This window comes from Nocardia farcinica (assembly GCF_001182745.1).
Classification (GTDB): Bacteria; Actinomycetota; Actinomycetes; order Mycobacteriales; family Mycobacteriaceae; genus Nocardia; species Nocardia farcinica.
The window spans coordinates 2,407,610-2,429,201 of sequence record NZ_LN868938.1; the positions used below are offsets into that span (position 1 = coordinate 2,407,610).

Here is a 21,592-nt window from a genome sequence, read left to right on the forward strand (position 1 = left end):
CCGAGCCGGAATCCGACTCGGGGCCTTCGAGGCCGGTGCGGTGGGCGATCAGTGCCCGCCGCTGCCGCCCCTGACCTCCTGCGCGGCCTTCTCCTGCGCCTTGGCCAGCGCCTCGAGCTGCTTCTGCTCGGCGGCGTGCTCGAGTTCGAAGTTGCGCTCCGACTCCTGCGGCGGGTCGGGGAACAGGAACGAACCGGTGCCGGGCTTGCCCGCCGAACCGAGCTTGTTCATCTTCTTGGGCACCGGGGCGCCCTGGTACTCCAGCGGGATCGGGTGGCCGTGGTCGTCGACCGGGCCCAGCGGCTGGTGCACCTCGATGTACTCGCCGTGCGGCAGGCGCTTGATCACACCGGTCTCGATGCCGTGCTCGAGCACCTGCCGGTCGCTGCGCTGCAGACCGATGCAGAACCGGTAGGTGAAGAAGTACGCCAGCGGCGGGGCGACCAGCATGCCGATGCGGCCGATCCAGGTGGTCGCGTTCAGCGAGATGTCGAACTTCAACGCGATGATGTCGTTGACGCACGACAGGGTGAGCACCACGTAGAAGGCGATCGCCATGGCGCCGATCGCGGTGCGGACCGGAGCGTCACGCGGACGCTGCAGCAGGTTGTGGTGCACGTCGTCGCCGGTGAGCCGCTTCTCGATCCACGGGTAGGCGATCAGCACGGTGAACACCAGGCCCATCACCAGCGCGACCCAGAACACGGCCGGGATGGTGTAGCGGCCCAGGTACAGCTCCCACGGCGGCATCAGGCGCGCCATGCCGTCGGTCCACATCATGTAGAAGTCGGGCTGCGAGCCGGCCGAGACCTGCGACGGGTTGTACGGACCGAGGTTCCAGATCGGGTTGATCTGGAACAGGCCGCCCATCAGACCCACGATGCCGAGGGTGAAGGCGAAGAACGCACCCTGGTCGGCGGCGAACACCGGCACGATGCGCGCGCCGACCACGTTGTTCTCGGTGCGGCCGGGGCCGGGGAACTGGGTGTGCTTCTGGTACCAGACCAGCGCGATGTGCGCGGCGATCAGCGCGAGCATGATGCCGGGGAACAGCAGCACGTGCGCGATGTACAGGCGCGGGATGATGATCTCGCCCGGGAAGTCGCCGCCGAAGATCAGCCAGTGGATCCAGGTGCCGATCACCGGGATGCCGATGGTGATGCCGGAGAACGCGGCGCGCAGACCGGTACCGGAGAGCAGATCGTCGGGCAGCGAGTAGCCGAAGAAGCCCTCGAACATCGCCAGGATCAGCAGCAGCGAGCCGATGACCCAGTTCGCCTCACGCGGCTTGCGGAACGCGCCGGTGAAGAAGATGCGGAACAGGTGGACGATGATCGACGCCGCGAACAGCAGCGCGGCCCAGTGGTGGACCTGGCGCACGAACAGGCCACCGCGGACCTCGAAGGAGATCTGCAGCGCCGTCTCGTAGGCACGCGACATGCCGACGCCGCGCAGCGGCTGGTAGGCGCCGTCGTAGACGACGTGCGCCATCGACGGGTCGAAGTACAGCGTGAGGTACACACCCGACAGCAGCAGGATGATGAAGCTGTAGAGCGCGATCTCACCGAGCAGGAACGACCAGTGGGTCGGGAAGACCTTGTTGATCGACCGTTTGACGAACGCGGCGGCGCGATACCGCTCGTCCATCTCGTTGGCTTGGGCTGCGACTGAAGGGCTCATGAACGACGCTCCCAGAAGGCCGGTCCGAGCGGCTCGATGAAGTCGCCGTTGGCGACCAGGAAGCCCTCGGAGTTGACGGTGATCGGCAGCTGCGGCAGCGCGCGAGCGGCGGGACCGAAGATCGGCTTACCCCATTCGGTCGCCGAGAACTGCGACTGGTGGCAGGGGCACAGGATCCGGTTGGTCTGCTGCTCGTACAGCGAGGTCGGGCAACCGAGGTGGGTGCAGATCTTCGAGTAGGCGAAGTAGTCGCCGAAGTTGAAGCTCTCCTGGCCCTTGCGCTTGATCGCCTTCTCGGCGTCCTCGGTGCGCAGCCGGATGAGCATCACGGCGTTGCGGATACCGCGCAGCGACTGCAGGGTCGCGTGCGAGTCCCCGCGCCACTTCTCCTTCCACGGGAAGACGGTCTCCATGGCGCCGGCGTCCAGGTCCTCGGGGCGCACCAGCACGATGTCCTCGGGGCGACCGGTGTCGCGGCGCAGGTAGACGGTCTCGCCTTCGAAGTCGGGGGTCCAGCCCGAGACCCACAGCGGCGACTTCTCGCGCTTGGCCCACGGGTTCTTGACCATGCCGCCGACGAAGACCAGCAGCGCGCCGATGCCGAGCACGCCGACACCGGCGCCCGCGGTGCGGGTGATCATCTTGCGACGACCCAGCGTGGAGGTGTCCAACGCGTCCTGCAGCTCGGCGGCCAGGGTGCGCCGCTCCACCTCGGGCGAGGGTCCGTCGTGCCGTTCCTGGATGGAGATCTCGGCCGGGATGAACTTCTTGCGGATCAGCACCACCGCGATGCCGATGACCAGCACCGAGATGCCGAAGGTCAGGCCGACCAGCGGGGTGAACAGGGAGTAGGCGGCGTGGCCGTCCTCCTTGTTGCCCTTGAACTCCCACGGCCAGAACAGGAACACGCCGATCAGCGCGGCGGCCGCCAGACCGGACACCGCGAACCAGAAGGTGACCTGGCGTTCGGCCCGCTTCTCGGCCCGGGTGCCCGGGACCGGGAAGCGCTCACCGCGGTAGACGACCTCGACGCCGTCGCGGGCGGTACCGAGCTCGACGAGCTCGTCGCGCGTCATCGCGTCCAGTTCGTCCTCGGTCGGATCCACCGGCGGGTTCACCGGCTTCTTCGACAATTCTGGCCCCTCGTCCGGCCGACTCACGTCTCGCTCCTGTTCGCTCATGATCGGGATCCGATCCACATCGCCGCACCGACGGTCAGCACGATGCCGACGACCCAGATGGCCAGGCCCTCGGTGGCGGGACCGAAGCCGCCGAGCCCGTACCCACCGGGGGTGTTCTCCTCGGCGGCGTTCTTGATGTAGGCGATGATGTCGCGCTTCTCTTCGGGGGTCAGCTGGCGGTCGGAGAACTTGGGCATGTTCTCCGGGCCGGTCAGCATGGCCGTGTAGATCTGCTGCTCACTCGCCGGATCCAGCGGCGGGGCGTACTTGCCCGACGACAGTGCGCCGCCCCGGCCGGTGAAGTTGTGGCACGACGCGCAGTTCATCCGGAACAGTTCCGAACCGCGGCCGATGTCGTCGCCGCGCAGGGACTCCTGGGCGATCGAACCGTCGGGGTTGCGGACGACCGTGGGGCCGCCGCCGTTGGCCGCGATGTAGGCGCCGAGCGCGTCGATCTGCTGGGCGTCGAACTTCGGCGGCTTGCGGGTGGCCTGCGCCTGGTTGGCGGCCAGCGGCATGCGGCCGGAGGACACCTGGAAGTAGACCGCGGCCTCACCGACGCCGATGAGGCTGGGGCCGCGGTCCGGCACACCCTGCAGGTTGGCACCGTGGCAGGTGATGCAGGAGGTCTCGTAGAGCTGCTTACCCTCGCGGATCAGCGCCGACTGGTCCTGGTTGGCTGTGGCGACCTGGGGTTCGGGGGTCAACGCGGTGGCGAGGAAGCCGGCTCCGACCAGGCCCACCAGGAGCGCGAGCCCGCCCGCGACGCGACGGCGAGCGCGGCGCTGCTTGCGGGTCTTGCTGGCCTGGCCGTTCCCGGGGCTGGCGGGCTCTGGCGCTGACGGGGGAGATGAACTCATCTGTGTCCCTTTGGAGTAGACGGAACCGACTTGTGCGAAAGAGTTGGAGCTGACCGTCCCGCGAGGACGCTCGGCCCGGCGACTCAGCGAACGAAGTAGATCGTGGCGAACAACCCGATCCAGACGATGTCGACGAAGTGCCAGTAGTACGAGACGACGATCGCGGCGGTGGCCTGCGCGGGCGTGAACTTGCTGACCTTGGTGCGGATCAGCAGGAAGACGAACGCGATCAGGCCGCCGATGACGTGCAGGCCGTGGAAGCCGGTGGTGATGTAGAACACCGAGCCGTACGCGCTGCTCGAGATCGACGTGCCCTCGTGCACCAGGTGGTAGTACTCGTAGCCCTGGCCGGCGACGAAGAACGCGCCCATCAGGAGAGTGATGAAGTACCAGCGGCGCAGCCCGAACACGTCGCCCTTCTCCGCCGCGAACACGCCCATCTGGCAGGTGAACGACGAAGCCACCAGCACGGCCGTGACCGGCACGGCGAGCTTGAGGTTCAGCTCGGTCGGTTCCGGCGGCCAGTTCCCGTTGGCCTGGGCACGCGCCACGAAGTACATCGCGAACAGGCCGGCGAAGAACATCAGCTCGCTCGACAGCCAGATGATGGTACCGACGCTGACCATGTTGGGCCGGTTCAGCGAGTGCACACGCTGGGTAATGGCCGATCCTGGGGTCCCTACTGCGGTCGTCACAGGGGTAAGTATGACTCGTCGTAGTACGACGCGAGTACCCGGGTACGAAACTTGCCCGCCCGTGTCGGAATCGGCGGGCGGCGACCGGCTCTCGACGACGCGCCCCAGCTGCGGCGACGCCAGCATGACAGGCCAGGATGAGGAGAACCTGAGACGAGGAGAAGACGTGGCTGGGCGGATGTGGCGACGGCTGTTCGGGCGCGGCGGACCGGCCCCGCTCGACCCGGACCGGACGGACCTGGTGGTGCTCACCGAGAGCTTCGACGACGCCGAGGCGTGCTCGGCCGCGCTGGCGCGGGCGACCGGGCTGGACGCGGCGACACCGGCGGTGCTGCGCCATCACCTGCGGGTGCCCGCCGGACAGGTCGAGCGGGTGTGCGCGATCGCCGCCCAGGACGGCTACTCCCCCGCCGCCGCGCCCGCCGGACCCGGCCCCGACGGCCTGGTGCCGCTGCGGCTGCACCGCGTGCAGCCGATCGACGCGCTGCACTGTTCGCAGGAACGGTCGCGGATGGCCGGGCTGGCCCAGCGCCACGACGGGCACGCCGACGGCTGGCAGGTGCTGGCGCCCGCGCCGCCGGGGTGAGCCGGAGCGGCGGATATCCCACGACCGCGCGGGGGCGCGCCCACTAGGCTGCTGCACGGGACCGGCGCGCGGCGCCGGTGGAGACCCGACGTCGAGGCGCATGCGATTCCCGTGACGCGCGGGCGGGCATGCCGGAAGGATCTGGAGAGATGAGCGGTCAGCGACCGGAAGCGCACGCCACTGCCGATCACGAAGGTCGCGCGCGCAGCTGGCCGCAGGTGCTCGGCGCCCTCGCCGACGGCCGCGACCTGTCCGCCGCCGACACCGCGTGGGCGATGAACGAGATCATGTCCGACAACGCGACCTCGGCCCAGATCGCGGCCTTCGGCGTCGCGATCAAGATCAAGGGCCCGACGCCCGAGGAGCTCGGCGGCCTGGCCACCGGCATGTTCGAGCACGCGCGGCTGGTGAGCATCGACGGCGACGCGGTCGACATCGTCGGCACCGGCGGGGACCGCTCCGGGTCGGTGAACATCTCCACGATGTCGTCGATCGTGGTCGCGGCGGCGGGGGTGCCGGTGGTCAAACACGGCAACCGGGCCGCCTCGTCCAAGAGCGGCGGCGCCGATGTGCTCGAAGCGCTGGGCGTGCGCCTCAACCTCGGGCCCGAGGCCGTGGCGCGGTGCGTGCGCGAGGTCGGGATCGGTTTCTGTTTCGCGCCCGTCTTCCATCCGGCGCTGCGGTTCGCCGGCGCGGCGCGGCGCGAGATCGGCATCCCGACCGTGTTCAACATCCTCGGTCCGCTCACCAACCCCGCGCGCCCGCGCGCGGGGCTCGTCGGCTGCGCCTTCCCCGAACTGCTCGAGGTGGTGGCGGGCGTGTTCGCCGAGCGCGGGGCCAGCGCCCTGGTGGTGCGCGGCGCCGACGGGCTCGACGAGATCACCACCTCCGACGTCACCGACACCTGGGTGGTCTCCGGCGGGCGGATGCGCCGCACCACCATCGACCCGACCAGGCTCGGCATCGCCCGCGTGGACCTGGACGCGCTGCGCGGCGGCGACGCCGAGGTCAACGCCGGGGTGGCGCGGTCGGTGTTCGCCGGTACCGCGGGCGCGGTCCGCGACGCGGTGCTGGTGAACTCGGCGGCCGCGATCGTCGCCTACGACCTGTCGCGCGGGGTGGGCGATCCCGACGCCGACGTGCACGACGCCCTCGCCGCCGGCATGGCGCGCGCCGCGGCCGCCATCGACGGCGGCCAGGCCGCGGCGCTGCTGGAGCGCTGGGCGAAACTGTCCAACACCCTCGGCGACCGCTAGCGGTCGCTCACCCGCCGGTGCTCATTGCCCGGTGTTCACTCCCCGAGCGAGAAGCCGGCCTCGACGTCGGCGCGCGAATAGGACTTGAACGCGATGTGCGTGGTGGTGCGCTGCACACCGGGGGTCTTGTCGATCCGGCCGGTGACCACCTCGGCGATCTGCTCGTGGTCGCGCACCCGCACGATCGCGATCAGATCGACGTCGCCGGCGCAGGAGTAGACCTCGGCCACGCCCTCGGTGTCGGCCACGGCCTGCGCGGTTTCCGGGATGCGGGCGTTGTCGGCGTGGATCAGCACGATCGCGGTAATCATGGGGATCAGCCTAAGCGTTCGGCGTAGTCCGCCCCGTCGGGTCGGGCGCGCGCCGCCGCCTCGGCGGCGGCGACCCAGCCGGACCAGCGGCCCGCCCCGCAGCGCGGTTCGTGATAGCCGTGGCTGGTACGCACGATGCGCACGCCGGGCCGCTCCAGCCACCGGGCGATGAGGCCGACCTCCTCCGGTGGCGCGCCGAGCAGCGGCGGGCCCACCATCTCCGGGAGACCGGCCACCTCGTCATCCGGCACGCCGACACCGGCCACGCCGTCGGGCACCACCGTCTCGGCGGCGGCGACGATCTGCTCGACCACCGGCATCGGCGGGGTGCCGCGCGCGGCCACCCCCGCGCCGGCCAGCCTGCCGTACCGGACGACGGCGAACTCCCACCCGCCCGCGCCGTCGGGGTGGGCGGCGATCAGTTCGGCGATGCGGGCCAGCGCGGCCAGCCGCTGGGTGCGGCGCAGCGCCCGCACCACCGCGACCATGCGGTCGCGCAGCCGGGCGGCGGCCTCGAAATGCTCCGCGGCGGCGGCACTGTCGATGCGCGCGCGCATGGTGTGCAGCACGGCGTCGCAACGACCCGCCACCAGATCCCGCACAGCCGCGGGCGCGGGCGCGTATTCGGCCGCGCTGCACGGTGTTTCGCGGGCCGCCGGGCAGCCGCCGACCACCGCGGGCGGACAGTCGTGCACCGCCGACCGCGCCAGCCTGGTGGTGCAGGTGCGCAGCCCGGCGTGCTCGGCCAGCGTCGCGGCCACGTCGACGGTGTCCTGGCGAGAGGTGAAGGGACCCAGCGCATCCGGGGTGGGCGTGCGCACCACCGCGAGGCGCGGGAAGGCTTCGTCGGTCAGGGTGATCCACCAGACGCGCTTGGGAAATTTCGAGCGCCGGTTGTAGGGCGGCGCGTGCGCGACGAGCAGGCGCAGCTCGCGCACGCCCGCCTCCAGGCCGTGCGCGCACACCACGTGGTCGACCCGGGTGGCGAGCGCGACCATCTCCTTCATCCGCCCGCGGGTCTCGGAGCCGGTGAAGTAGGTGCGCACGCGGCGGCGCAGGTTCACCGCCGTCCCTATATAGAGGACTTCGTCGGACGGTCCACGGAACAGGTAGACGCCGGGGGCGGTCGGCAGCCCTGCCGCGAAGGATCGTTTGGCGCGCTGCCCGGCGCTCACGTCGGGCAGGTAGTCCATCAGCTCGGTGAGACTGTGCACGCCCTGGTTGCCCACCCGGGCGATGAGCGCGTGCAACACGTCGACGGTGGCGCGGGCGTCGTCGAGGGCGCGGTGGGTCGGTTGCGTGCTCGCGCCGAGCAGCCGGGCCAGCGACGCCAGCCGCACCGAGGGCGCCTCGTCGCGGCCCAGTACCCGGCGCGCCAGCTTCACCGTGCACAGCACCGGCGCGTCCGGCCAGGGCAGTGCGCAGCGGGCGGCGGCGGCCCGCAGGAACGCGGTGTCGAAGCGGGCGTTGTGCGCGACCAGCACCGCGCCTGCGGCGAACTCGAGGAATCCGGGCAGCACCGCCTCGATCCGGGGAGCCGCGTAGACCAGGGCCGTGGTGATGCCGGTGACCTGCACGACCGCGGGCGGGATCGCCCGGCCCGGATTGACGAGGGTGGCGAACTCGCCGAGCACCTCTCCCCCGCGCACCTTGACCGCGCCGATCTCGGTGATGGCGTCGCCCTCGGGGCTGGTGCCGGTGGTCTCCAGGTCGACGACGACGAAGGTGGTGTCGTAGAGCGGAGTGTCCAACTCGTCGAAGGCGAGCTGCCGCGCGGCGCGGGAGGGCTCGGGGGCGGGCACGGTCGGCAGCGTAGGCCGACGGTCCGACAGGTCCGTGCCGGCCGCAGCCGGCGAGGTTTGTCCGGAATCACCACGGTGACATTTCCGCCGTATTCGCGCGGATGATCTAGAAAAACCAAAAAGTGATCCGGTTCATATTTTTTCCGCCGAACTATCGGTATCCGGGCGTGTCGGCCACGGCCGGGCGGCACTCTTGCGCCGCCGACCGCCGTGGGATCCCGGACTTGTACGCTTGTCCAGAACGACACTCCGCAACCCGGCGCCGCGATGCTCGTGACCTGGGGAAATGTCGAAGAACCGACCGGACGGACGGATACTTCCCATCCACACGAGCGCAGCCGGCGACGTCGGTGGGGCGCCGGGGAAACCGGTGATTTATCGTTTCGTGATCGTTGTGAGATCTCTCGCAGATATGCGCGCGGCCGGCCAGTGGCAGCGCCCGATTCCCGAGTTCGCGGCTTTACAAACCGCCGTGATGCTTTCGTAACCTTTTCGAGACCTCACGGAGTCCGTCGCCCCGAACCGGTGCGACACCACGCAGTCCGCCGCACCACCGGGTGTGGCGTCGTGGGGCAGATAGGAAGTAACCGCATCATGGCGAACAACACCGTCAAGCGACAGGCGCAGCGTGTCGTTGCTGCCGGAGCCGTCGGCGCTGCCACCATCGGCGCGTTCCTCCTCCCCGCCGCGCCCGCTTCGGCTCAGCCGGTCACCATTCCCGGCGTCGGCACCTTCGAGGTGCCCAACGAGATCCCGATCCCGGCCGAGATCCCCGGCATCCAGCTCGGCCAGCCCGGCCCGCCGCCGTTCGTCGCGCCGCAGAAGACCGTCGGCGAGCTCGCCCTGGACGCGGCGCTGAGCAAGATCGGCTCGCCCTACGTCTACGGCGCCGCGGGCCCGAACGCCTTCGACTGCTCCGGCCTCGTGCAGTGGTCCTACCGCCAGGCCGGCCTCGAGCTACCGCGCACCAGCGGCGCCCAGCTGTCCGCGGGCAGCCCGGTGTCGCTGGACGACCTGCGCCCCGGCGACCTGGTCTCCTTCTACGGCGGCGGCCACTCCGGCCTGTACGCCGGTGACGGCAACGTCGTGCACGCCGCCACCTCCGGCAGCCCCGTGCACATCGCCTCGATCTCCTCGATGCCGGTCGCGGGCGCGCGCCGCTTCTGATCGGCACGCGCCGCCCGCGCGAGGGCACCCGCTCGGGTACCGTCGCGCGGGCGGTGCGTCGTGACCGGCTCGCGACCCCCTGGACACCGGTCGCGACCGTTTCGTAACCTGATCGAGACCAAAAGTGGATGCGGAGCAGAAGGAGAACGGCAGGCCGTGGTAGCTGATCACCGACCGCACCGCACCAGGCGGCTGCTCGGCGGCATCCTCGCCGCGGGTGTGCTGGCCACGGGAGTCTGCGCGAGCGGCCCCGCGATCGCCGATCCGGTGGCGCTGCCCGCCACGGCGAGCGAGGCGGTGCAGCGGATGATCGAGCTGTCCCGCCAGTCCGAACAGCTCAATCAGCAGGCGCTCGGCGCCCAGGCCGATCTCGACGCCAAGCTCGCCGCCCAGCAGGCCGCCGAGGCCGAACTGGCCACCCGCACCGCCGCGGTGGAGGCAGCTCGCGCGGAGGTCCGCCGCTTCCAGCCGGTGATCGACCGCACCGCCATCGCCGCCTATCAGGGCGCCCGCACCAACCGCATGTTCGCGGTCCTGGTGAGCGACTCACCGCAGCAGCTGCTCGACCAGATGTCCACCCTGGACGTGCTCTCCGCGCAGACCAGCGAGGAACTGCGCCGCTTCAAGAAGGCCGACGACGCGGCCGTCGCGGCCGAATCCGCGGCCAGAGCCGCCGCCGACACCGCGCGCGCCGCGGCCGCCGAGGCCGAGCGCGTGCGCGCCGATCTCGAACGCAAGCGCAGCGAACTCGGCGGCGCGATCGCGCAGGTGGTCCAGGCGTGGGGCGCGCTGTCCACCCGGGACAAGTCCGCGCTCGCGGGTTCGCCGTTCCCGCCCGGCTTCGACCGCGACACCCTGCTGCAGGGCCTGGTCCCCGGCAGCGGCACCAGTGCGCTGGCCGCCGGGCTCACCCGCGTCGGCGATCCGTACGTGTGGGGCGCGACCGGGCCGCACCAGTTCGACTGCTCCGGGCTGGTGCAGTGGGCGTTCAAGCAGGTCGGCAAGGATGTGCCGCGCACCAGCTCCGCGCAGGCGAGCTACGGCACGCCGGTCGCCAAGGAGGATCTGCAACCCGGCGACGTGGTGTTCTTCTACCCGGACATCTCCCATGTGGGTATCTACGCGGGCAACGGCCTGATGCTGCACGCCTCCACCTTCGGGGTGCCGGTCGCGGTCGCGCCGATGGATTCCACGCCGTATCACTCGGCCCGGCGATACTGAACTCCGTGAACGATTGGCGGCGGGCGCTGTCGTGGTGTTCGGCCCGTGGGCGCGCCCATTTCCTGCTCACCGTGCTCACGGTCGCGCTGTTGACGGGCGCCTGTTGCGCGCTGGTCCTGCTGCCCCGCGGGGCGGGCGCGGACACCGCGCGCCCGGTGGCGGGCGAGGTCGTCGGCAGCCGGAGCACCGACCCGCGGGTCGCCGAAGTCGAGCGGATCATGGCGCCGTTCGGTGCCGTGGAGGTACGCACCGCCGCGGGCGGCGGGCTGGTGCTGGCCCATCCCGGGCAGGCGGAGGCGGCGGCGACGCTGGCCGCCGAACTGCCCGCCGCCACCGCCGCCGTCACCGACCTGTGGGGCCCGGACTGGTCGCGCGAGGCCGTCGTCGTGGCCGCGGCCAACCCGTCGGAGTTCGCCGCGCTGCTGCGCGCCCCCGATCTGCTGCCCGCCGAGGTCGCCGCGGCCTCGGTGGCCGACCCGTTCCGCCCCGGCACCCGCCCCACCGGGCAGCGCGTGGTGTTCGCCCCGGACGCGGGCACGCGCCTGTCCCCCGCCGAGCTGCGCACCCTGCTGCGGCACGAGCTCACCCACGTGGCCGCCCGCGCACAGACCGTCGACGGCGCGCCGCAGTGGATGCTCGAGGGCTTCGCCGAGTACGCCGCACACCGCGGCCTCGGCTCGTCGTTCGCGGCGATCGCGCCGACCGTCCTGGCCGCGGCCCAGCGCGGCGACCTGCCCGCCGATCTGCCCGCCGACGCGGCCTTCACCGGCGCCGGTGCGGTACTCGCCTATGAGCAGGCATGGACGGTGTCGGCGTTCGTCGCCGACCGCTACGGCGAGGACCGGCTGGTCCGGCTGTACCGGGCCGTGGCCGCGGGCCGGTTGGACACCGCGGGCGAGGACCGGGTGCTGCGCGAGGTGCTCGGCACCGACCGGACCGCGTTCGTCGCGCGCTGGCGGGAGTGGGTCGCCGATCGTGCCCGCTGAGCTCGACCACCGCGGCGGCGCGGGGCGGGCCGGGGGCGGTGGGCACGGCACCAAGTAGGTTGGTCGGTATGGCCCGAACTCTGCTGGTTACCAATGATTTCCCGCCGCGGCCGGGCGGTATCCAGTCGTATCTGCAGGCACTGGCCGGACAGGTGCCCTCCGACGAACTGGTCGTCTACGCGCCGCGCTGGCGCGGTGACTCGCACGTGAAGTTCGACGCCGAGCAGAAGTTCCGGGTGGTCCGGCATCCCACCACGCTCATGCTGCCCACCCCCGCCGTGCTGCGGCGCGCCGCCCGGCTGGTTCGCGCGGAGCGCTGCGACACTGTCTGGTTCGGCGCCGCAGCCCCGCTGGCCCTGCTGGCCCCCGGCCTGCGCCGCGCGGGCGCACAGCGGGTGCTGGCCAGCACGCACGGCCACGAGGTCGGCTGGTCCATGCTGCCGGTGGCCCGTCAGGCCCTGCGCGCGATCGGCGAGACCACCGACGTGGTGACCTACGTCAGCAAGTACACCCGCGGCCGGTTCGCCGCCGCCTTCGGCCCGAACGCCGCACTGGAGTACCTACCCCCCGGCGTGGACCCCGAGGTCTTCCGCCCGGATCCCGCCGCCCGCGCGGAGCTGCGCGCCCGCTACGGCCTGGGCGAACGCCCGACCATCCTGTGCCTGTCCCGGCTGGTGCCGCGCAAGGGGCAGGACGCGCTGATCGTCGCCATGCGCGAGATCCGCACCCGCGTCGACGGCGCGGTGCTGGTGATCGCGGGCAGCGGCCCCTACGAGCAGAAGCTGCGCGCGCTCGCCCAGGCCCTCGACCTCGAGCGCGACGTCGTGTTCACCGGCCGGGTGCCCTCGGCGGAACTGGCCGCCCACCACACCCTCGCCGACGTGTTCGCCATGCCCTCGCGCACCCGCGGCGCGGGCCTGGACGTGGAGGGCCTCGGCATCGTCTACCTGGAGGCCTCCGCCACGGGTGTGCCGGTGATCGCCGGACGCTCCGGCGGCGCACCGGAAACCGTGCGCGAGGGCGAGACCGGCCGCGTGGTCGACGGCCGCCGGGTCACCGAGATCGCCGACGCCGTCACCGCCATCCTGTCCGATCCCGACGCCGCGGCCGCGATGGGCGCGGCGGGCCGGGCCTGGGTGCGCGAGCGCTGGCACTGGGACACCATCGGCGCCCGGCTGCGGCACCTGCTGCGCTGACCACGGCGGCAGCTCCTGCGCCGACCACGGCGGCGGGCCCATCTACTACGCTCAGCGGAGTGAGCAGTATTCAGGTCGCGGACCAGACGTTCATCGCCGCCCCCGGCGCTGCCGTCGCCGAGGTGCTGGCCGACCGGGGCCGGTGGCGCCGGTGGTGGCCGGACCTCATGCTCGAGGTCCGAGAGGACCGGGGCGACAAGGGCATTCGCTGGCTGGTGCGCGGTCCGCTCACCGGCACCATGGAGGTGTGGCTGGAACCCTCGCTGGACGGGGTGATCCTGCACTACTTCCTGCACTGCGAGCCCGAGGGCGCACCGGCACTGCCACCGCGCAAGCTCGCCGCGCTGAACCGCGCGCGCCGGGTGGCGGGCAAGGTGATGTCGTTCGAGGTCAAGGCACTGCTCGAGGCCGGGCGTCCGGCGGGCGTCACGCCCGCGGCATGATTCGGTACCGCCGCAGGCCGCGTCCGTGCCCGGCTCGGCCTCCCGCAACGTCGCTGGAAAGGAACCGTTGACCAGATGGCCGACCGCACGCAGAGGTCGATCCTCATCGAGGCCCCCGCACGCGAGGTGATGGCCGTCATCGCCGACCTCGCGTCCTACCCGGAGTGGGTGGCGGCGGCCAAGTCCGTCGAGGTGCTCGAGACCGGCACCGACGGCCGCGCCCGCACCGCCCGGTTCGTCCTGGACGCGGGCGTGGTGAAGGACACCTACGTGTTGTCCTACACCTGGCGCCCCGACGATCTCGCGGTGAGCTGGAAACTGGTCAGCGGCGAGTTGCAGAAGGCGCAGGACGGCAGCTACGTGCTCGCCGAGAAACCCGGCGGGGTCACCGAGGTGACCTACGAACTCACCGTCGATCTGAACATCCCGATGATCGGCATGTTCAAGCGCAAGGCCGAGAAGGTCATCACCGACACGGCCCTCAAGGAACTGAAGAAACGGGTCGAAGGCTGATCGCGCCGGAGCACGGGCCGGCGCCGCGGCGCACCCGGCTCGAATTGTTCGTCGGCAAGGGCGGTGTCGGCAAGACCACCCTGGCCTGCGCGAGCGCGCTCGCCTATGCCCGCGCCGGTCAGGACGTGCTGCTGGCCTCGCTGGACCAGGCGCATTCGGTGGGCGACGCGTTCGGTTTCCGCTTCCCGCACGACCCGGGCGCCGTGGCCGGGATCGTCCGGGTGGCACCGGGGCTCGACGTGATCGAGCTGGATTCGCTCGCGCTGCTGGAGGATCGATACCGCGAGGTGGTCCGGATGCTCTCGGCGGGCGGCACGCACACCCACGACCTCGGTCTCGACCCCGGCGCGCTGGAGCCCGCCGAACTCACCGGATTGCCGGGCGTCCAGGAGTTGCTCGCACTGACCGAACTGGCCGCCTTCGCCGACGAGGACGACTGGGACGTGCTGGTGGTGGACTGCCCGCCCTCGGCGGACCTGCTGCGCATCGTCTCCGCACCGCAGACGCTGCTGGACTATCTCGACCGGCTCTGGCCGCCGCACGCGCGCGCGATGAGCGCCGCCGGCCCGGACCCGCGGCGCGCGATCCTGGCCGCCACCGTCGCGCGGATCGTCGCGGCCGTCACGCGGGTGCGCGATCTGCTCGCCGACCACGACCGCACCGGGCTGCGGCTGGTGACCGTCGCCGAACGGGTGGCGGTGGCCGAGACCCGGCGGGTGCGTTCGGCGGCCGCGCTGCTCGGGCTGCGGCTGGACGCGGTGGTCGTCAACAAGATGCTGCCCGCCACCCCCGCGCCCGCGGGCCCGCTGGAGGCGGCTCATCCCGCCGTGCACTGGTACCGCAACCGCCGCGCCGAACAGCAGGCCGTCGTCGACCGGCTGCGCGCCGAGCTCGACGACGTCCCGGTGCTGCTGGCCCAGCACAGCGGCCCCGAGCCGGTCGGCGCCGAGGCCCTGTCGCTGCTGTCCTACGAGCCGCTGGACGCCCCACCGCCGGAACACACCGCACGGGAGAACGCCCGGAAACGGGGAATACCGGACGGTGAGCCGGACACCCGCGCCGAGTCGACGCGTGTCGGCGCGCGTTCGGGCGAGCCGGTGGTTCGATGGGAGTCGGGCACGGGCGTCGACGCGGTGTACGCGCTGCGGATGCGCCTGCCCGTCGTCGACGCGGCGACGCTGCGACTGGGACGAGTGGAGGACGATTTGATCGTGGGAGCGGACGGGGTGCGGCGCCGGGTGCGCCTGGCGCCGGTGTTGCGGCGGTGCACGGTCGAGGGCGCCGAGCTGGACGCGGGCCACCTGACCGTGCGGTTCCGGCCCGACCCGGCGCTGTGGCCGGCGGAGGGCCGGTGAGATGAGCTCCGAATCGCACGGGCGCGACGCCCGTTCCGGGGGACAGCCCGATTCGTTCGCCGAGTTCGCCGAGGAACTGCGCCTGCTCGCCGAGACCGTGCTCGAGCGCGTCGAGCCGGTGCTGCGGCGCAGCGCCGCCGAGGGACAGCCGGAGTGGTCCAGTTGCAGCTGGTGCCCGGTGTGCGCGGCCGCGGCGCTCGTGCGCGGAGAACACCACGACGTGCTCGCCGCCATCGCCGACCACGGCACCGCCATCGTCACCGTGCTGCGCGAGGCGCTGGCCGGCACGCCGGTCGAGCCGGTGCTGCCCACCGAGACCGACCCGGAAACCGGTGCGCGGCACGAACATGCCCCGCGCACCGGCGAGTCCGCGCGGAGCGGCGCAGCCGGGACGCGACCGGGTTATGTCGACATCCCCGTCACCGTCAGGTCGTGACGTGACCGCCGCGGCGCCCCTCACCGTCGGCATCGATGTCGGCGGCACCAACATTCGGGCCTCCGTGGTGGATGCCGCGGGCGAGGTGCTCGACACCGTCCAGGCCCCCACCCCGCACAGCGCCCGCGCGCTCGAGGACGCTCTCGACCGTGCGGTGCGCGAACTGTGCGCGCGGCACCGCATCGCCGCGGTGGGACTGGCCGTCGCGGGGTTCGTCGACGAGCACCGCGCGGCGGTCCGCTTCGCCCCGCATCTGCCCTGGCGGGATGCGCCGGTGGCCCGCCAGCTCACCGAGCGCCTCGGCCTCCCGGTGATCCTCGAGCACGACGCCAACGCGGCGGCCTGGGCCGAATACCGGTTCGGGGCCGCGGCGGGCGGGCACAACGTCGTCCTGGTCGCCATCGGCACCGGCATCGGCGCGGCGCTGCTGGTCGGCGGCGCGCTGTATCGCGGCACGCACGGTGTCGCCCCGGAACTGGGGCACCTGCAGGTGGTCCCGAACGGCCGCGCCTGCCCGTGCGGCAAACGTGGCTGCTGGGAACGCTATTGCAGCGGCACCGCCCTGGCCGACACCGCGATCGAGCTGCTGGCCACCGATCCGTCCGAGTCGACGGTGCTGGCCAGGGAGGTGTTCAGCGATCCTGGCGCGCTCACCGGTCGCCGCGTCGCCGGGGCGGCGCAGGACGGCGATCCGGTGGCGCTGGCCGCGGTCGCCGACTTCGGCCGCTGGCTCGGCCTCGGCCTGGCCTTCGTCAGCGACATCTTCGACCCCGATCTCATCGTGGTGGCCGGTGGGGTGAGCAGCTCGGCTCCGCTGTTCCTCGACGACGCGCGCGAGGAGTACGCCCGCGCGGTGACCGGGGCCGGGCACCGCCCGCTCGCCCGCATCCGCACCACCCAGCTGGGCGAGGCCGCGGGCATGATCGGCGCCGCCGAACTGGCCAGGGCGGTGCTGTCCGAACCTGCCGCACCGCCGTCGCGCCGGGTCGGCACGGGCCGCTGAGATTCGCACACACGTTCGATCTCGGGGCGGCTGTGACACGACCCACGCCACCCGGCGCGGCGAATGTGGCCGAGGGCCCCGTCGTGGTTGGATGTGATCTCCGACCAGCGGTAAAGTCGCACGTGTCGCAGGTTGCTCACCTCTATCCCGGTCCCCCTGGGGGAAGGACGTCATGTTCTACTGGCTGCTCAAATTCGTGCTCGTGGGGCCCTTCATCCGTGTCTACAACCGCCCGACCGTCGAAGGCGTGGAGAACATTCCGTCCGACGGCCCGGCGATCCTGGCGGGTAACCATCTGTCCATCGCCGACTGGCTCTTCGCCCCGCTGCTGAGCCCGCGCCGGATCAACTACCTCGCCAAGGCCGAGTACTTCACCACCCCGGGCATCAAGGGCCGCCTGCAGAAGTTCTTCTTCAGCGGCACCGGCCAGTACCCCATCGACCGCAGCGGCGCCGACGCGGCCGAGGACGCCCTCAACGCCGCCCGCAAGCTGCTCGACCAGGGCAAGCTCGTCGGCCTCTACCCGGAGGGCACCCGCTCCCCCGACGGCAGGCTCTACAAGGGCAAGACCGGCATGGCGCGCCTGGCGCTCGAGACCGGCGTCCCGGTCATCCCGGTGGCGGTGATCGGCACCGACAAGGTCGCCCCGCCCGGACCGTTCCGGTGGCGCCGCCACAAGGTGACCGTGAAGTTCGGCGCCCCCATCGACTTCTCCCGGTACGAGGGCATGGGCGGCAACCGCTTCGTCGAACGCGCCGTCACCGACGAGGTCATGTACGAGCTGATGCGCCTGAGCGGCCAGGAGTACGTCGACGTGTACGCGCACAGCCTCAAGGGCGTGCCCTCGGGCTCCAAGCCGGAGGCACCCCGCATCCCCGACACCGCGGCGAGCTGAGCACCGACCGACCCGCGACCGGCCCCGAGAACCCGTTTCCCGGGGCCTTTTTCGTGCCCAGACGAGATGACGTTGCTCACAAGCCAAGCCGTCGGCAAGATCTTCTTCAGCCGCGGCCGCCAGACTTCCCGGCATGTTCAAGAAGTTGCTTGCCGCGGCCGGGGTCGGCGGCGCCGAGGTCGAGACCCAGCTGTTCACTCCCGGCGTGCAGCCGGGCGGGGTGGTCGACGGAGTGATCCGGTTGCGCGGTGGCCAGGTGGCCCAGGACATCTCGCAGATCGCCGTCGAGTTCGTCACCCGGGCCGAAGTCGAGTACGACGACCACGAGGGCGTGCGCGAGATCGGTTTCGGCCGGGTCGGCGTCACCGGCCCGCTGCACCTGCCCGCCGGGGCGGTGCTCGAATTCCGGTTCGGCGCACGGGCGCCGATGGAAACGCCGATCACCTTCTACAACGGCAGGCACCTGCCGGGCACCACGGTCGCGCTGCGCACGATCGTGGAGATCCGCGGCGCGACCGACGCCGCCGACACCGACCCGATCGGGGTCGGCGCGCTGCCGGCCCAGCACGTGATCCTGGCGGCGGTGGAGCGGCTGGGTTTCCCGCTGCGCAGCGCGGACGTGGAATCCGGCCGGGTGCACAACACTCCGCAGACCCTGCCCTTCTATCAGGAGATCGAATTCGGTCCCTGCCCGCACTACCCGCGACTGAACCAGCTCGAGGTCACCTTCGTGCCCACCGAGAGCGGGATGAGCGTCGTGCTCGAGGCGGACAAGCGCGGCGGCTGGCTCGGCGAGGGCCGCGACGTCTTCGACGGGCTGTGGGTGGAACACCATCGCCTCGACGGCATCGACTGGGCGGGCGAACTGCACCACCGCATCGCCCGGCTGGCCGGCTGAGCCGGTCGAGGGGACTGGCGCCGGATCCCGCATCGATGCAGGTCGTCCCGGGTCGTCCGGGGGCGCTCGGATCGGGCTCGGCTTCGAGTGCGCACAAGTGGCTCGGCTGTGGTTAAGTTTCCTGCCATGAGCACGCCGCAGACTGTCTCCGCCGAAGAATATCTCCCCCGTGACACCGCGGATGTCGTTCGCACTGTGCGGGATTCGCGAGTGCGCGCCGAGCGTCTCACCGTCCGTGGCGGTGAGGCGTTCGAGGACAGCCTGCTGGTGCCCGACCACCGCGCGGTGGTCTCGCTGCGCCGGATGAACGCGGTGCTCGACATCAACCTGGGCAGGCGCACGGTCCGGGTCCAGGCGGGCGCCAAGCTGTCCGACATCGATCGCCGACTCGGCGCGCACGGGCTCGGCCTGCCGATCGTCGGCGACCACCGCGACATCACCGCGGGCGGGTTCGCCTCGGTCGGCGGCGTCAGCAGCGCCTCGCACCGCTACGGTCTGTTCATCGACCAGATCGTCGATCTGGAGTACGTGGACCCGGACGGGCGGATCGGCACCTGCGGCCGCAACCACCACACCGAGCGCTTCCATCGCATCCTCGGCGCGGGCGGGCGCGCGGGCATCATCACCGCGCTCACCCTCGACACCGTCGAGGTCGACAAGGACCACACCTGGCTCACCACCGACGCCGACCGGTTCCTGGACTTCGACTCCTTCGTCGAGCACGCCCATGCCGAGATCGTGCGGCCGGGCAACGCGGTGCTCCAGGTGGGCCGCTGGGTCGACACCGCGCCGCTGAAGGTCGCGCGGCCGGTCGGCACCGGGCACGTGCAGCTGGGCACCGTCCGCTTCGGGCAGTGGTCGAGCCTCTACCCCACCACCCCGACCCGGTCGCTGCGGGCCCGGCGCGAGGTCGGCACCCGCACCCGCAAATCGCTGGGCGCGATCGCCTCGCACGCGGGCGGGCGGGCGGGCATGCCGGTGCGCAACGCCGCCGCGGGTGCGCTGATGTTCGCGCCGAAGGTGCTCACCCTGCGCGACGCGGAGTACCTGGCCGACACCGTCATCAGTTCCTCCGAGCGCGGCCCCGCCTACCGGGTCGGCGTGTTCGCGCCGATGTCGACCTACGCCTCGGTGTTCTACCGACTGCACGATCTGTTCGCCGGGCATCGTGAGCGCACCGGCTGCTTCACCGTCATCTCCGCGATGACCTACGGTGTGCGGTCGAAGTACCTGCGCGCGGAGGCCTCGGCGCGCAACCTGCCGGTGGAGGACCACGGCCTGATCACCTTCACCTGCCGCCTGCGGCCCTCGGCGCTGCCGTCGGAGCTGCTGCGCGACATCGTGGCGGGTATCGACGAGATCTGCGCCTCCGAGCACGCCATGCGCTACGAATCGGCCCAGTAGGGCAGCCGGACGTCACAGCGGCCGGTCCGGGCATTCCGGACCGGCCGTTCGCCGTGCTCTGCGCGTGCCCCCCGACAACGCACAGCGCCCCACCGTTTCCGATGGGGCGCTGTATGTCGGAGTGTGAACCAGCTCAGTGCTTCTCGGGTCCGAGGTGGTACTCGAAGACCAGGCCCGCGGCGGCCGCGATCACGCAGATCACGCCGACGGCGATCAGCCACGGCTCGAAGAAGGCCAGGCCGAGGGCGGCCACCGAACCGGCGCCGGCCAGCAGGATGGGCCAGAAGCTGCCGGGCGAGAAGAAGCCCAAGTCGCCCGCGCCGTCCACGATCTCGGCGTCCTCGTAGTCCTCCGGGCGCAGGTCCAGACGTCGGGCGACGAACCGGAAGTAGGTGCCGATGATCAGCGACAGACCCGCGGTCAGCACGATGGCGGTGGTGCCCGCCCATTCGACGCCGGTACGCGACTGGGCGGTGAAGAAGCCGTAGACGACGCCGACGATGATGAAGAACACCGTCAGCAGTTCGAAGATGCGCGCTTCGATCCTCATGTCAGATCAATCCTCACTCGGCCTCGGGCGCGGCCGCGCTCTTGACAGTCCGGTCGGTGTTGAACGGGCGGGTGGAGGTCGCCACCGGGGACTCGCCGATCGCCTGCAGCGCCTCGGCGTTGGTCTTGCCCGCGCGACGCTCGTCCAGGTAGCGGGTGAACTTCTCCGGCGAGACCGCCCGGACCTCGAAGTTCATCATCGAGTGGTAGGTGCCGCACATCTCCGCGCAGCGGCCGACGAAGGCGCCTTCCTTCTCGATCTCGGTGATCTGGAAGACGTTGTCGGAGTGGTTCTCCTTCGGGTTCGGCATCACGTCGCGCTTGAACAGGAACTCCGGCACCCAGAAGGCGTGGATGACGTCGGCGGCGGCGAGCTGGAACTCGATGACCTTGCCGGTCGGCAGCACCAGGACGGGGATCTCGGTGCTGGTGCCCACGGTCTCGACGGTGTCGTAGTGCAGGTAGGAGAGGATGTCGTTCTCCGGCTTGCCGTGCACCGGGCCGGGCTGCGGGTGGCCGTGCTCGGTGTCGACCCGCTCCTCGTACTCCTTCAGCTGCGCCTGCGCGGCTTCCTCACGGGCGGTGTCGATGCCGTTGAACTGGTAGCCGCCGTCCTTGAAGTCGACCTCGCGGTAACCGAACTTCCAGTTCCACTGGAAGGCGGTCACGTCGACGGTGACGTCCGGGTCGGCCACCTTCTCGTGCACGTAGTTCTGCACGACGACGGTGAAGTAGAACAGCACCGCGATGATGACGAACGGGATCGCCGTGTAGGTCAGCTCCAGCGGCACGTTGTAGCCGGTCTGGCGCGGGAACTCCGGCGAGTCCTTCTTCTTGCGGTGGAAGACGACGGTCCAGAAGGTCAGACCCCAGACCAGCACGCCCATCGCCAGCGCGGCGATGATCGACCAGGTCCACAGCTCCCGCATCCGGGTCGCCTGCGGCGTGACGCCCGAGGGCCAGCCGAACCGCAGCCAAACATTGTCGATCGAGCAGCCCGAGACGAGCATCGCGGTGATCCCCAAGGACACCGCCAGCCCGGCCCGCCGAAGGATGCGGCCCTGCCGACCCCGAACGGGTCGTGCCCCGATCTCTTCGCTCGCCTTGTGCGCCACGCTCACGCCTTCCTGGTCGCCACACATTCCGACAGTGCGC

The 21,592-nt window shown here is 71.4% G+C and carries 22 protein-coding genes; 14 read left to right on the plus strand and 8 right to left on the minus strand.

What is annotated here, in order from left to right:
* Positions 1-48 precede the first annotated feature (48 nt).
* The 4 genes from qcrB to ctaE all read right to left on the minus strand — a co-directional run bounded on the left by qcrB (position 49) and on the right by ctaE (position 4,416).
* Positions 49-1,680 (minus strand): cytochrome bc1 complex cytochrome b subunit, encoded by a 1,632-nt coding sequence (qcrB, locus tag AMO33_RS11670; protein ID WP_011208260.1) that lies wholly within the window; start codon positions 1,678-1,680, stop codon positions 49-51.
* Complete coding sequence (qcrA, locus tag AMO33_RS11675; RefSeq protein ID WP_162492696.1) at positions 1,677-2,756, minus strand: cytochrome bc1 complex Rieske iron-sulfur subunit; 1,080 nt, start codon at positions 2,754-2,756, stop codon at positions 1,677-1,679. Before qcrA ends, qcrB begins: the two co-directional genes overlap by 4 nt.
* Positions 2,757-2,857: 101 nt before the next feature.
* Positions 2,858-3,721 carry a cytochrome bc1 complex diheme cytochrome c subunit gene (qcrC, locus tag AMO33_RS11680; RefSeq protein WP_076574026.1) on the minus strand — a complete coding sequence of 288 codons (864 nt, stop codon included), beginning with the start codon at positions 3,719-3,721 and terminating at the stop codon, positions 2,858-2,860.
* 83 nt (positions 3,722-3,804) lie between these two features.
* Complete coding sequence (ctaE, locus tag AMO33_RS11685; protein ID WP_011208257.1) at positions 3,805-4,416, minus strand: aa3-type cytochrome oxidase subunit III; 612 nt, start codon at positions 4,414-4,416, stop codon at positions 3,805-3,807.
* A gap of 124 nt (positions 4,417-4,540) precedes the next feature.
* Here ctaE and AMO33_RS11690 point away from each other — a divergent pair, with 124 nt between their 5' ends.
* Both AMO33_RS11690 and trpD read left to right on the plus strand, forming a co-directional pair.
* On the plus strand, positions 4,541-5,002 hold the full coding sequence (locus AMO33_RS11690) for a hypothetical protein (protein ID WP_082668722.1): 462 nt from the start codon (positions 4,541-4,543) through the stop codon (positions 5,000-5,002).
* Positions 5,003-5,151: 149 nt separating this feature from the next.
* Positions 5,152-6,258: an anthranilate phosphoribosyltransferase gene (gene trpD / locus AMO33_RS11695; RefSeq protein WP_050767983.1), complete on the plus strand. Its 1,107-nt coding sequence runs from the start codon at positions 5,152-5,154 to the stop codon at positions 6,256-6,258.
* A 35-nt stretch (positions 6,259-6,293) separates the two neighbouring features.
* Here the strand turns inward: trpD and AMO33_RS11700 are convergent, their stop codons facing one another.
* Both AMO33_RS11700 and AMO33_RS11705 read right to left on the minus strand, forming a co-directional pair.
* Positions 6,294-6,569, minus strand: a complete 276-nt coding sequence (locus AMO33_RS11700; protein WP_011208254.1) for an Lrp/AsnC family transcriptional regulator — start codon at positions 6,567-6,569, stop codon at positions 6,294-6,296.
* Between the two features lie 5 nt (positions 6,570-6,574).
* The gene (locus tag AMO33_RS11705; protein ID WP_060592562.1) at positions 6,575-8,371 is read right to left on the minus strand and encodes a DEDD exonuclease domain-containing protein; all 1,797 of its coding nucleotides are present in this window, start codon (positions 8,369-8,371) and stop codon (positions 6,575-6,577) included.
* 594 nt (positions 8,372-8,965) lie between these two features.
* Here AMO33_RS11705 and AMO33_RS11710 point away from each other — a divergent pair.
* From AMO33_RS11710 to AMO33_RS11765, 12 genes are all read left to right on the plus strand, one after another.
* Complete coding sequence (locus AMO33_RS11710; RefSeq protein WP_011208252.1) at positions 8,966-9,538, plus strand: C40 family peptidase; 573 nt, start codon at positions 8,966-8,968, stop codon at positions 9,536-9,538.
* 156 nt (positions 9,539-9,694) lie between these two features.
* A complete protein-coding gene (locus AMO33_RS11715; protein WP_098083079.1) occupies positions 9,695-10,759 on the plus strand; it encodes an NlpC/P60 family protein in 1,065 nt (354 codons plus the stop codon).
* A gap of 5 nt (positions 10,760-10,764) precedes the next feature.
* Complete coding sequence (locus AMO33_RS11720) at positions 10,765-11,745, plus strand: peptidase MA family metallohydrolase (RefSeq protein ID WP_011208250.1); 981 nt, start codon at positions 10,765-10,767, stop codon at positions 11,743-11,745.
* A gap of 68 nt (positions 11,746-11,813) precedes the next feature.
* Positions 11,814-12,941 carry a glycosyltransferase family 4 protein gene (locus AMO33_RS11725; protein ID WP_060592564.1) on the plus strand — a complete coding sequence of 376 codons (1,128 nt, stop codon included), beginning with the start codon at positions 11,814-11,816 and terminating at the stop codon, positions 12,939-12,941.
* Between the two features lie 59 nt (positions 12,942-13,000).
* Entirely contained in the window at positions 13,001-13,384 is a 384-nt protein-coding gene (locus tag AMO33_RS11730; RefSeq protein ID WP_011208248.1) for an SRPBCC family protein, read from the plus strand.
* Positions 13,385-13,459: 75 nt separating this feature from the next.
* Entirely contained in the window at positions 13,460-13,897 is a 438-nt protein-coding gene (locus AMO33_RS11735) for an SRPBCC family protein (RefSeq protein ID WP_060592566.1), read from the plus strand.
* A gap of 44 nt (positions 13,898-13,941) precedes the next feature.
* Complete coding sequence (locus tag AMO33_RS11740; RefSeq protein WP_060592567.1) at positions 13,942-15,252, plus strand: ArsA family ATPase; 1,311 nt, start codon at positions 13,942-13,944, stop codon at positions 15,250-15,252.
* Between the two features lies 1 nt (position 15,253).
* Positions 15,254-15,688 carry a hypothetical protein gene (locus AMO33_RS11745; protein ID WP_060592569.1) on the plus strand — a complete coding sequence of 145 codons (435 nt, stop codon included), beginning with the start codon at positions 15,254-15,256 and terminating at the stop codon, positions 15,686-15,688.
* A complete protein-coding gene (locus tag AMO33_RS11750; protein WP_041559995.1) occupies positions 15,657-16,691 on the plus strand; it encodes an ROK family protein in 1,035 nt (344 codons plus the stop codon). The genes AMO33_RS11745 and AMO33_RS11750 overlap by 32 nt, the downstream gene beginning before the upstream one ends.
* 172 nt (positions 16,692-16,863) lie before the next feature.
* Entirely contained in the window at positions 16,864-17,586 is a 723-nt protein-coding gene (locus AMO33_RS11755) for a lysophospholipid acyltransferase family protein (protein WP_011208243.1), read from the plus strand.
* A gap of 133 nt (positions 17,587-17,719) precedes the next feature.
* The gene (locus tag AMO33_RS11760; RefSeq protein WP_060592571.1) at positions 17,720-18,484 is read left to right on the plus strand and encodes a sporulation protein; all 765 of its coding nucleotides are present in this window, start codon (positions 17,720-17,722) and stop codon (positions 18,482-18,484) included.
* A gap of 210 nt (positions 18,485-18,694) precedes the next feature.
* Positions 18,695-19,888 carry an FAD-binding oxidoreductase gene (locus AMO33_RS11765; protein ID WP_229434945.1) on the plus strand — a complete coding sequence of 398 codons (1,194 nt, stop codon included), beginning with the start codon at positions 18,695-18,697 and terminating at the stop codon, positions 19,886-19,888.
* Between the two features lie 133 nt (positions 19,889-20,021).
* Here AMO33_RS11765 and AMO33_RS11770 read toward each other — a convergent pair whose 3' ends face one another.
* Positions 20,022-20,438 carry a cytochrome c oxidase subunit 4 gene (locus AMO33_RS11770; protein ID WP_011208240.1) on the minus strand — a complete coding sequence of 139 codons (417 nt, stop codon included), beginning with the start codon at positions 20,436-20,438 and terminating at the stop codon, positions 20,022-20,024.
* A gap of 13 nt (positions 20,439-20,451) precedes the next feature.
* Positions 20,452-21,552 (minus strand): aa3-type cytochrome oxidase subunit II, encoded by a 1,101-nt coding sequence (ctaC, locus tag AMO33_RS11775; RefSeq protein WP_060593448.1) that lies wholly within the window; start codon positions 21,550-21,552, stop codon positions 20,452-20,454.
* Positions 21,553-21,592 lie beyond the last annotated feature (40 nt).